Source organism: Ensifer sp. B1-9 (assembly GCF_050474445.1).
GTDB lineage: Bacteria > Pseudomonadota > Alphaproteobacteria > Rhizobiales > Rhizobiaceae > Ensifer.
Map to the genome: position 1 here is coordinate 1 of NZ_JBCHVG010000027.1, position 11741 is coordinate 11741.

Below are 11741 nucleotides of genomic sequence, written 5' to 3' on the forward strand. Positions count from 1 at the left end.
TTTCGGCCGTAGGCTCAAGACCCTCAAGGGCCTCACGCCCTACGAGTTCATCTGCAAAGCATGGGCTTCACAACCCCAACGTTTCACCCTCAATCCGCTCCAGCAAATGCCGGGACTAAACATCTAGCGCTGCGAAATTCTTGTTTTCGATATCATTTTAAACATCAGATAGAGAAACAGGACCGGCCAAAGAATGCAGACCAGCAGCCCCGCAAGACGATACATGTTCCAAGGCGCACGCGCCTGCAAACCTTCAAGATAAGTCATCGCCACGAGGAACAAGGCGGTCAGACAATAGGCGGCAATCGCAAAATACATCAATGACATGCGGTCGCCCTCACGACACAATATCAAGCCCAAGGCATGTCGCGCGAAAGTGCGCGGCGGCTACGACAACGACAAGCGAAATATCAACAACTCAAAGCGCAAGGAGCGAACCTGAAAGATCGCGAGGCGCTTTGGACAAAACGGCCGAGAAATTCATAGCATCGAAAGGCACGCCTTTAAACGAAGAATTAATATTGTCTAAAGAGTGGTTAATGCCGGCGGCTTCCCTCGGACGGGTGTCTGCCCCGCTCGAAAATGATCAGGCATGACGGCACTTATACGCCCTGTCAGGCAGCGCATCTGCGGCGCAATGGAACCGCCATTCGTATCACGGAAACGGAGAATACTCCTGGCGTCCGGAGGGAGGGCTTAGCGATCGCGCCGCCTCGAAACGAACAAGAGGTCGAAGCCTCGAAACTCTCGCCGCGCGATCGATTTGCGCAGCGCCGCCCAGATCGCCTGGGGGTTGTCGAGACGAAAGCCACTCAGGCTGCGGACCAGGCGGATCGTGGCTGCGATGGTGCGAATGGCACGCAGCAGCGAGGGTCCGGTCAGCGAGGCAAAGAGAATTTGCGGGTGCACGGCAAGCAGGACGCCGGCGGTACGCTTCGGATCGATAGCCCGGAACTGGTCCATGGCACGATACTCGTATCCCTCGATGTCGATCTTGAAACAGAGCCGTTCGGTCCGGGCCATCGTCTGGAGCTCACCGATCGTAACCGTCTGCGCGCGGATCGCCTCGCCGTTATCGTCGGCAATCAGTGCGGACGTTTCTGAACTGCCGAAGCCGCCGCCGACGGAATGCAGCACCAGCATCTCGTCCTCGGAGAGTGCCGCGTTGATCACACGCACCTCACCGCTGTTTTCCGGCTGCATCTCCTTGAGAATGCCGAAGCAGACGGGATCAGGCTCGACGGTGATGACGTTGTCGGCGATCTGCGCCGCCCAATAGGGCGTCACCCCGATCCATCCGCCGATGTCTATGAACGTCGTCTTGCGATCGACGAGGCGCTCGATGTTCTGGAACGTACAAGGCTCCCAGTCGCCATTCTGCAACCGTGCGAAGAAACGCTTCTTCTCCGGCTTGTCGGGAAACTGGACGGTTTTGCGAAAATAGGTGATCGAACGCATGTCGCCTGTCTAGCCGATATCCCCGCAAAGCGGAATCGCTTTTACGAAAGGCTCACATGTCCGAAGGGAATGTCTCCACATGAAACAGTTCAGCCGTGCGTAGGCGTCAGGCCTCCACCCGCTCGATCTGGCTACGGGCTTCGCTAAGCTCAGCCGTGGTCTGGGTCAGGCGGTCAGCCAACACACGCATGATCTCCACAGCCATCTCCGGAAAATCGGCCAGCAGCTTGAGGAAATCATCCTTGCGAATGCGCAGGGCTTCGAGCGGCGTAGTGGTCCGGACGGTCGCCGTGCGCGGGGTGTTACACAAGATGGCGATTTCGCCGACGATCGAGTTTTGCTCGAACTCGGCAATTTTGAAGGGCCCGCCGGCGGTATTGATGAGAACCTCTGCCTTACCGGAGAGGATGACATAGGCCGCATCGCCGATGTCGCCCTGATAGAACAGCGCCTCGCCGGCACCGTACATGACCCTGTCGGACGTGAAGGCAAGAAGCTTCAACTTCGCCGGCGGCAGCCCCGAAAACAGGGTAATCCGGCGCAGCATTTCAACTTCATCCTTGAGCAACATCACAATCCGTGTCTCCGATTTCCCGTCGGGAGCAGTCTGCCTCCCGCATCGCGGCGGGACCATAGGCTCGTGCCCTGACATTAATATTACATCAAGATGCCATTTCCTTGTAGTCGCGTCCGTCATCCACCGCCGTGTCGACACCGGTGTCATGAATCAGGCGCCCGTTCTCGAACTGAGCGACGCGGTCGAAGAGGTCCAGCAACGAGGGATTGGCAAGGACCCAGACGATCGCCGGATCACGCCCTGCGCGGTCAAGCAGCGAGAAGACATTGCGCACGACCTGCTCCTGGACGCGTTGATCGAGCGCAAGCAGCGGCTGATTGAAGATATAGAAATCGCAAGCGCGGATAAGCGCGCGCGCAAGGTCGAGCTTCTGCCGCTGAGCCGCCGTCAGACGCTTGCCGCCGGCGCCCACATTATAGTCGAAGCCGAAGGCCAGCACTTCGTTATAGAGGCCGCCGGCCTCGAAGAGATCGCGAACGATCGCCCGGATTTTTTCCGACCCGTCGGCATGCTTGTGCCCAATGCGGCCGAAGAGCACGTTGTCAATGATGCTGCCCGAGGCGATGTAGCGGTTCGGGCGATAGTGCTCGATCATCCCGGCGAGGTCGGCCGGCAGGCCCTCATCGAATTCACGGCGCGCGGCAACGACCTTCGCCATGACCTCTTCCGTCAACAAACCGAAGCGGTGCCGCGGCTCGATGTAATCGAAGCACAGTCGGATGATCTTGATCTGATCGTCTTCCGAAACCTCGCCCTTACCGCGGCTGCGCACCTTCTGCAGGATGGCCTCGTAGACAGGTATTTCCTCGGCGGTCATGAAGGTCAGCTGCTGGAAGAACGGATGGTCCGGCGGCAAGTCACGGAACAGTTCGACCACGTTCTCGGCAATCTCGATGCCCATCTCGTAGAAAGTGTCGCGCAAACCGACGCGCTGCAGGATCGTCTTGAAGAACGGATGGTTCTCAAGCGCATTCGCCCACATCACCTGATCGGTGATGGTTCCGAACAGCATGTTTTCACCGATAGTGGCCTCGACATTGTAGGTCCCCGGTTCGAAGAAGACGACGAGATCGCTGAGCTTTTCCTTTTCAAGACGCTGCCTTAGAGCACTGCGCATTTCGACGATGCCGGACGCAAAGGCCGCGTGGCGGTTCGGATCGATCGTCGAGCGCACGGCAAGCGCCATCACGTCATTGGTCAACAGCACGGCATCGAGGACCGGTCGGATCTGCACGAGCAGATCATCCGGACCGCTGGCTCCGGCCGAGCCGTAGTCGATCCAATCGCTGTTGATATCAAGATGCGGATTGCCGGCCAGGCGCGCCTCGGTCACTTCCCACTTCCGGTGCGAGGCCCCCTCTCCCTCATAAGTTACGTCCGTCAGTGGGGCGTGCTTCAACCCGTAGAGGATATTGTCGCCGAGGCTGCCCTGGAACACGTAGACGTCGGACGACGCATAAGCGATGCGACGCCCGGTAACCGATTCCGGTATCTCCAGAATATCCTGTCCACCGATGACCACCTTGCCGCTCGCCGGCCAGACCAACCGGCCGAAGGCCTCGGCCAGCACCTCGCCGCCTCCGGTCAGGGCGACCTTCTCGCCCTGCTGCACCTGAAGCGACACGTGCTCGAGCACGGTGGAGCCGCCGTCGTCGATCACCGTCAGGTTCACCGCCGCCAGAGGACCGCTCAACGACTCGGTAACCCCTGCCGCAACGGCCTGAACCTTCGGATCGAGCAACGGCTCGACGCTGAATTGCTCGACGACCTGCGCGTACTTGACCTGAACGTCCTGGCGGGCCTGGTCCCAGTCGATGAGCTCTTTCAGCGGACCTGGCAGGTCCTTATAGGCGCCGATGACCGCGACGAGCTGACCGATATCGAGGCGACCCTGCAGGGCGAAGTAGCCGCCGATCGCGTAGAAGAGGAAAGGTGTGACCTGCGCCAGGAAGTTGTTGATGAACTTGACGAGGAATTTCCACTGGTAAAGATCGTAGCGGATCTTGAAGATCCTGCCGAGACGCGACGCGATGTCGGCGCGCTCGTAGTTGGAGGTATCGTGGCCGCGGATGGCTCCGATACCGTCGACGATCTCACTGACGCGGCCGGAGAGTTCTCGCGCCGTCAGCTGCCGTTCACGCCCGAGCACCAGAAGCCTCTTGCGCATGCGCGGGATGATGACCGCCTGAACCGCCACGATCAGCGTCGCGACCAGACCGAGCCAAAAGCTCTGTAACAGGATGAACACCAGTGCCGTCAGCGCCTGGCCACCGAGCAGCGCCGGCGAGACGAAGGCGTCACCGGTAAACCCGCCGAGCGGCTCGACTTCATCCTTGATCATAGTCGCGATTTCGGCCGGCTTTACCCTCTTGAAGTGGCTCGGCGGGAACCGGAGGACGCGGTCGACGAGTTCGAAGCGAATGCGCCGCAGGAGGCGCTCGCCGAGTCGGCCCTTGAAGGTGTTGATATAGAACTTGAAGAGGCCGTTGATGACCACCAGCAGCAGGAACACCAGGCTGAGCGCGAGCAGCATGCCTTCGCGACCAAGTTGGAAGCCGTCAAAGACATTGATTGTGCCGAGATATGGCAAGTCGAACGAAATCGGCAGGAAGGCCTGCGTCGCCTCCGGACTATCGAATCCGTCGCCCTGGATGGGTCCGTTGACAATCTGCTTCGGCAGGTCGAAGGACAGGAAATAGGGGACCATCGACAGCGCGACGACCACCAGAATCCAAAGCTGATCCTTGCGCGTGTGGGTCCAGATATAGCGGGAAAGGCGTGGTTCCATGTGTCTGGCAATAGGACCTTATTGAACACGATAGCTGCTGGCGTGGCGGGCTGCCGATCGCCCCACCCCGCATCATTCCTCGGCAGAGCCTCCGGATGGGTGCCTATCGGCGCTCGATCGCGAAGTAGATGCCCTGCATATTCCGCCCGGCGCCGAATCCGGTTCCACCGATTATGCAGGTGCGGGGGAAATCTGCAATGGACGCGGGTTCGTCTCCACTGCCGCGAAGGCAACTACAGAGACTGTCACTCTCCGAAGCACACGCCGTTATTGCACTCGCCCGACACCCAGCTTACAACGAGCACATGAAACACACCAGCCACCCGCCCTCCCAAACCAGCGATTGGTATGAGCATGCCTTTGATTTGGCACGCGGTATCGCCGCCTATACGCAGAGCCCCCTCATCGAAGGCGTCGCGAAGGTAATCGCCAAACACCCCGAAGCCCACATTGCCAACGCCTTCAATCACAAGCAGGTTGCCTGCAAGATCTGGGCGCGCGATACGCTCCTGAACGTGGCGGGTTCTTCCTACGCCAGGATTGCGATTCTTGGCGGGTGGTACGGAATCCTGGGCGCGATGCTGCTGGAGGACGCGCGCTTCAACGTGGCCGCGGTCGACAGCTTCGATATCGATCCGGACGTAGAAGCGGTTGCGCGAACCCTGAATGCCGCCTTCCCGGAAAAATTCCGCGCCGTCACGGCCGACATGTATGCCATCGACTACGTGACGCTTATGGCCGACCTCATCATCAACACGAGTTGTGAACACATCGCTGACCTGAAATCGTGGCTCGACCGCATTCCCGCCGGTACGCGCGTTCTGCTGCAATCCAACGACTATTTCAGCGAGCCGACCCACATCAACTGCGTCGCTTCCGTCGAGGAATTCGTCAAGCAGGCGGCGCTGACGACAGTGGAATTTGCGGGCGCCCTGCCGACGAAAAAATATACCCGCTTCATGCTGATCGGAACGGTCTGAGCGCTGCCGCAGCTGCTCCACGACGCTTGCAGCCGCCGCTCGTTTAACAGTCAGCCTCGCCGGGCACGCACGCCAACAAGACGCGCCGGGGCCGATCAAAGGGCGATGCGTCGCTCCAGGATTTCGGCGGTCTTCATCGCGCCGCCAAGGTCCAGCGGCGGTATGTTCGGCTTCGGTCTCGCCAGCATCGCTTCGACATCGCGCGCCAACCTTACGGGCGTCACCTCGGCCTCCGGCAGCACGCCGGCAAGGCCGAGCTTTTCGAGCCGCTCCGCCCGGGTCGATTGCTCGGTTTCGCCGCCGGCGACGAAGGGGATCAGCAAGGATCCGCAACCGGCACGGATGATGTCGCAGACTGTGTTGTAGCCGGCCTGAGAAACCGAAAGCCGTGTGCCCGAAAGCAGGCTGGCGAAATCCTTGCGGAAACGGAAGAGCTGTACGTTGCCAGGCGCGGCGGCCGCGAAGGCATCGTAGTCCTGCTGCGGCAGGTTTGGCCCCGTGACCAGACACCATTGCAGCGCGCGCGGCAGCAAGCTCGCCGCTTGCAGCGCCGCACCGATCAGTTCCTTGCCGACCGCACCGCCACCGGCCGAAACGAGCACGTCGAACGTTTCCGACGGAGCTTCGGGTGCCGGCCCAGCCACGAGGCCGGTATAGGCGATCTTGTCGACGATCTCAGCCGCGTAAGGGTAGGTCTCTTCGAGCCGCGCGAAGGCAGGATCGCCATGCACGAGCACGAGATCGAAATGTGCCATGACGACGTCGAGGGTCTCCTCGGCACGCCCTGGCTTCGTCCGCTCCTGCAGGATATCCCGAAGCGAAGCCGCAACCAGGGGCCGGGGGTTCTGTCTTTCGATGACTTCGAGCAAGGGCATCAGCTCGAAACGCATCTGGCGGCGGCCGAAGGGGAAGGCTTCGAAGATGACGATATCGGGATCGCAGGCAAGGTACGCCTCGATCAGCAGGTCCCGGCGCCTGTCCTTGAACGCATCGCTGACCGGATTTCCCTCGCCGTCGGCAAGGCCGGAAAACCCCTTATCGCCGGCGAGCACCGGCGGAAGGGCCACGTGCTTTACATCATTTCCCGGGAAGCCCGGTACCCGACTGCCGCCGGTCACGACGGTCACCTCGAAACCTCTGGCGGCAAGAGCGCTCGCGATCCGGCTTGCCCGCGCCAGGTGGCCGATGCCGAGCAGATGCTGCACGTAGAAAAAGACACGGCGCGCGCGCATCACGCGGCTCTCCATTCGCTGGCAAACAGCCCGGCAAGCTGATCGATACTCGTATGGTGGTCGAATTGCGCGCGGACTGTCCGTTCCGCCGCATCGCCCAGCCTGTGACGAAGCGCTGGATCGCGGATGAGTGCTTCGAGGGCCGCAGCAAGCGCCTGTGGGTTTTCCGACGGGACGACCCGGCCGTTCTCGCCGTCGACGAGAAGTTCCGGTACGCCGGAAATCGCCGTCGAAACGCAGGCGAGCCGTTGGCTCGAGGCTTCGACGAGCACATTCGGCAATCCGTCCCGATCGCCGTCGGCCGTGACCCGGCAGGCAAGCGCGAAGATATCGCTCGTCCGGTAATGCGCAAGCACGTCCGTCTGGTCGAGCGCGCCCTTCCAGGCGATCCGGTCGGAAACGCCAAGCTCGGCGGCCAGTGTCTTGAGTGTGGCGGTCAGCTCACCGGCGCCAATGTGTTCGAACCGCCAATGGAGATCTGTCGGCAGCAGCGAGAGTGCCTTCAGCAGCACGTCGTAGCCTTTCTTGCCGACAGCGCGGCCGACGCTGACGATGCGGACGGAATCCGAAGGGTCGGAACCAGTGCGGCCAGAATGCGCGCCCTCGAAATGAGGGAATCGATCAAGATCAAGGCCATGGTAACTCAGATGCACCTTGGCCTTTTCGGTCGTCAGGCTCTTCAGATGTTCATAGCCCATGCGCGTGCAGGTGACCGTCCAGCGCGCCCGGCCAAGCTTTTCGGAAAGCTCCCAGTCCGGCGATGTCCAGATGTCCTTGGCATGCGCCGAGCAGGACCAGGGCGTGCCGGCGATCACACTGGCATAGGCTGTCACCGACGCCGGTGTATGGATGAAATGCGCGTGCAGCCAGCGCGGATTGCCCGGCCATTCCGAAGCAAGCACCAGGGCCTGCCCGAACCGACGAAAGCGATTGCGGCTGAAATCGCGCCGCAGGTCTTTCAGAAAGAGCCCGAATGCCGGCCAGAAACCTGGCTTCGGCAGGCAACGCACGAGACCGCGCAGCACCCGCAGCGGCTCCTCATGCAGATATTCGGGCAGATAGTGGACATCGGCACGAATTTCATCGTGGACCGGATGGCGCTTGCCATCGGTCGGACGGCGAAGCGCGATCAGCACGAGGTCTAGTCCGGCCCGCTCGAGGCCAAGTAGTTCCTGCGCGATGAAAGTTTCCGAAAGACGCGGATAGCCCTTCAGAACGACTGCAATCTTGCGATTTGTCGGCAATGCTTCAGCTCGATTTCTTCACGATACTCAGGTGGTCGCTCGAAGGCCGTTCGAGCCACCCGCCGACGATTTCGGAGATATGCGCAAGTCCTTCCAACCGCAAGCCGTTGGCGGTGCTTTTCGACGGCGGCTCCCGGGACGGCAGCGTCTTCAGCGCCGCCGCCAACCGCAGCGGATCTTCCGCTTCGTCCGGCAGCAGCATTTCGACGAGCCCAAGCTCGGCGGCGCGTCGCGCACGGATCAACTGCTCTTCGCGCGGCTGGATGCGCGGCACGATCAGGGCCGGCTTGTCGAAAGAGAGGATTTCGCAATAGGTGTTATATCCGCCCATGGCGACGACGCCTTTTGCCCCAGCGATGAGCTCTTCCATGCGGTTGTCGAACTCGATGATCTTTATGTAGGGAATCTTGCTGCCCTTGCGGATCAATTTTTCCCGCTTCTTGACCGGCATATAGGGCCCGAGCACGATCAACGCATTGTGCGTGAGTTCCGGATCCTGCTGATAGGCGTGGATCACATCGTGGATCAGGTCGGCACCGTCGCCGCCGCCACCCGTCGTCACCAGGATGTAGTCGCCTTGCGGCTTGTGTCCGGGCAATTCCTCGCGCGGAACGCTGCGCTGCAGGAAGCCGACGAAGTTCATCCGGTCGCGCACGGCCGGCGGCACTTCGAGCTCGGTCAGCGGATCGTAGAAATCCGGCGGGCCATAGACCCAGATCGTATCGTAATACTGCTCGATCTTTCGCATCGTGTCGCGCCGCTTCCACTCCGCTTCCAGCAGGTGCGGCGCATCCATGACCTCGCGCAAACCCAGGACCAGCGTCGTGCCGTGCGCTTTCAGATAGGTGAGAGTCTCTTCGACCTCCCCGCGCAGGCCCATCGGCTCCTTGTCGACGATGAAGATGTCGGGCTTGAAGGTCTCGGCGGTGTGGCGGATGATCGCCTGGCGCATCTTCAGCGTCTCGTCGAGCTCGATGTGGCGGTCGAGCGACGTGTAGTCGCCATTGTGCAGCTTGATGACACTCGGGATCTTCACGAAATCGACGCGCGCACGGTAGTCGAAAGCGCCGGCGATCGTCGCGCCGGAGATGATCAGAATGTTCAAACCGCGGTAGTCTTCCACCAGCGAATGCGCGATCGTGCGGCACCGCCGAAGGTGCCCGAGCCCGAACGTATCATGGCTGTACATGAGGATCCGGGCATCTTCAAAGCGCCGCATCATGCAAGAAACCTTTCGCTCAGGAACAATGAACCGTTTCACGCCGTTCGGTTACCGGCATCAAATCGGGCCTCATTTGTAGGGATCGGCCGCGTCACGCAACCCATCTCCCAGGAAGTTGAATGCCAAAATCACAAAAATGACTGGAATTGTGGGAAATAGGAGCCAGGGATAGAAGGCGATGACACTGACGCTTTTTGCCTCGGTCAGGAGAATGCCCCAGCTGGTGATCGGGGGTCTGAGGCCGAGACCGAGGAAGCTCAGCGCCGTCTCGCCGAGGATCATGCCGGGGATCGAGATCGTCGCGGTGGCGATCAGATGCGACATGAAGCCGGGCACGAGATGTCGGCCGATGATGCGGCTGCTCTTCGCCCCCATCAACTGGGCCGCCAGGACGTAATCTTCCTCGCGAAGTGCCAGCAGTTTCGAGCGCACCGCGCGCGCAAGCCCCGTCCAGTCCAGCAGTCCGAGGATGATCGTGATCGCCAGGTAGATCAGGATCGGGCTCCAGGTGGCCGGCATGATCGCCGCCAGCGACAGCCAGAGCGGGATGCTCGGGATGGACTGCAGGACTTCGATGACGCGCTGGACGATGAGATCGAAGACGCCGCCGTGATAACCGGCAAGGCCGCCGATGACGATGCCGAGCACGAAGCTGACGGTGATGCCGAGAAGACCGATCGTGAGCGAAATTCGAGCGCCGTAGATGATGCGAGACAGCACGTCACGGCCGAGACGGTCCGTTCCCAGGAAGAAGGCCTGGCCACCCTCGGCCGGGCAAACCAGATGCACGTTGCTGTCGAACAGGCCCCAGAAACGATAGCTGTCGCCGCGGCAGAAGAAGCGGAGTCGCTGCACGTCCTTGGTATCGTCGGCGTAGTTGCGCTTCAGCGTGTCCATATCGAGGGTCATGGTCCGTCCATAGACGAAGGGACCGACGAACTTGCCCTCATGGAATAGGTGCACCGCCTGCGGCGGCGCATAGATGAAATCCATGTTGCGGGTGTGCAGGTTATAGGGCGCCAGGAACTCGGAGACGAGGATCGACAGATAGAGCACCGCAAGGAAAATGCCGGAGACGAGCGCGAGCCTGTGGCGGCGGAATTTCCACCACATCAGGCGAAGCTGCGAAGCCTGGTTGACGCGCACCTGCTCGTCGGTCATCGCCTCGACGGAATAGGGATCGAAGGGAGCCGTCGATACGTAATGCGGCAAGGGCTCGCCGGGCGCCGGGAGAAATGACGTCACTTGGTGCTCCTGCCTTGCAGCCGAATTCGAGGATCGAGGATGGCGAGCGCGATGTCGGAAATCAGCACGCCGATCACCGTCAGGAAGGCGAGGAACATCAGGAACGAACCGGCGAGATACATGTCCTGACTTTGCAGAGCCTTGATCAACATCGGCCCGGTGGTTTCCAGCGACAACACGATCGCGGTGATTTCAGCGCCGGAAATGATCGCCGGCAGGATCGAGCCGATATCCGATATGAAGAAGTTCAAGGCCATGCGCAGGGGGTATTTGACCAGCGTGCGCATCGGCGAAAGGCCCTTGGCCCGCGCCGTCACGACGTACTGCTTCTGCAACTCGTCGAGCAGATTGGCGCGCAGGCGCCGGATCATGCCGGCCGTGCCCGCCGCACCGACAATGATGACGGGAATCCAGATGTGTTCGAGGATCGACTTCGCCTTGGCCCAACTCATCGGCTCGGCCAGATACTTCTGGTCCATCAGGTGACCGATCGAAATCCCGAACCAGATATTGGCGAAATACATCAGGATCAGTGCGAGCATGAAGTTCGGGATCGCGATTCCGATCAAGCCCATGAGCGACAGGCCGTAGTCGCCCCAGCTGTACTGATGCGTCGCGGAGTAGATGCCGATCGGAAAGGCGATCAGCCAGGTGAAGATGATGGTGACGAAGGAAACGAGGATCGTCAGCCACAGACGGTCGCCGACCACGGCGCTGACCGGCAGCTCGTATTCAAAGGAATAGCCGAAATCGCCCGTTAGCATGCCACCGAGCCAGTAGACGTAGCGCACAGCGGCCGGCTGGTCGAAGCCGTATTCCTTCCTCAGCGCCTCGATCTGTTCCATGTCGACGCCTTCGCCCTGCGCCTTGAGCTCGGAGACATAGCTCTCGAAGTAGTCGCCGGGCGGCAGTTCGATGATGGTGAACACGAGAGCGGAGATGATGAGGAGGGTTGGAACCATCGCCGCGATACGCCAGAGAATATATCGCAGCAT

The 11741-nt window shown here is 60.8% G+C and carries 10 protein-coding genes and 1 pseudogene; 2 read left to right on the plus strand and 9 right to left on the minus strand.

From position 1 onward, the window contains the following. Positions 1-127, plus strand: a pseudogene (locus ACQ5BM_RS32530) (IS481 family transposase); the annotation flags it as partial. Here ACQ5BM_RS32530 and ACQ5BM_RS32535 read toward each other — a convergent pair. From ACQ5BM_RS32535 to ACQ5BM_RS32550, 4 genes are all read right to left on the minus strand, one after another. Then, complete coding sequence (locus tag ACQ5BM_RS32535) at positions 124-327, minus strand: hypothetical protein (protein WP_429820076.1); 204 nt, start codon at positions 325-327, stop codon at positions 124-126. The pseudogene ACQ5BM_RS32530 and the gene ACQ5BM_RS32535 overlap by 4 nt on opposite strands. 369 nt (positions 328-696) lie before the next feature. Beyond that, positions 697-1458, minus strand: a complete 762-nt coding sequence (locus tag ACQ5BM_RS32540) for an FkbM family methyltransferase (RefSeq protein ID WP_429820078.1) — start codon at positions 1456-1458, stop codon at positions 697-699. A 106-nt stretch (positions 1459-1564) separates the two neighbouring features. Next, entirely contained in the window at positions 1565-2029 is a 465-nt protein-coding gene (locus ACQ5BM_RS32545) for a cyclic nucleotide-binding domain-containing protein (protein ID WP_334198743.1), read from the minus strand. Between the two features lie 91 nt (positions 2030-2120). After that, positions 2121-4823 carry an ABC transporter transmembrane domain-containing protein gene (locus ACQ5BM_RS32550; RefSeq protein ID WP_429820080.1) on the minus strand — a complete coding sequence of 901 codons (2703 nt, stop codon included), beginning with the start codon at positions 4821-4823 and terminating at the stop codon, positions 2121-2123. A gap of 305 nt (positions 4824-5128) precedes the next feature. Here ACQ5BM_RS32550 and ACQ5BM_RS32555 point away from each other — a divergent pair, with 305 nt between their 5' ends. Beyond that, complete coding sequence (locus ACQ5BM_RS32555) at positions 5129-5803, plus strand: class I SAM-dependent methyltransferase (RefSeq protein ID WP_429820193.1); 675 nt, start codon at positions 5129-5131, stop codon at positions 5801-5803. 95 nt (positions 5804-5898) lie between these two features. Here the strand turns inward: ACQ5BM_RS32555 and ACQ5BM_RS32560 are convergent, their stop codons facing one another. The 5 genes from ACQ5BM_RS32560 to ACQ5BM_RS32580 all read right to left on the minus strand — a co-directional run bounded on the left by ACQ5BM_RS32560 (position 5899) and on the right by ACQ5BM_RS32580 (position 11741). Then, the gene (locus tag ACQ5BM_RS32560; protein WP_429820082.1) at positions 5899-7035 is read right to left on the minus strand and encodes a glycosyltransferase family protein; all 1137 of its coding nucleotides are present in this window, start codon (positions 7033-7035) and stop codon (positions 5899-5901) included. After that, positions 7035-8279: a glycosyltransferase family 4 protein gene (locus ACQ5BM_RS32565; RefSeq protein WP_429820084.1), complete on the minus strand. Its 1245-nt coding sequence runs from the start codon at positions 8277-8279 to the stop codon at positions 7035-7037. Before ACQ5BM_RS32565 ends, ACQ5BM_RS32560 begins: the two co-directional genes overlap by 1 nt. Positions 8280-8283: 4 nt before the next feature. Continuing rightward, positions 8284-9501: a glycosyltransferase family protein gene (locus ACQ5BM_RS32570; RefSeq protein WP_429820086.1), complete on the minus strand. Its 1218-nt coding sequence runs from the start codon at positions 9499-9501 to the stop codon at positions 8284-8286. 69 nt (positions 9502-9570) lie between these two features. Next, a complete protein-coding gene (locus tag ACQ5BM_RS32575; protein ID WP_429820088.1) occupies positions 9571-10746 on the minus strand; it encodes an ABC transporter permease in 1176 nt (391 codons plus the stop codon). After that, a complete protein-coding gene (locus ACQ5BM_RS32580; RefSeq protein ID WP_429820090.1) occupies positions 10743-11741 on the minus strand; it encodes an ABC transporter permease in 999 nt (332 codons plus the stop codon). Before ACQ5BM_RS32580 ends, ACQ5BM_RS32575 begins: the two co-directional genes overlap by 4 nt.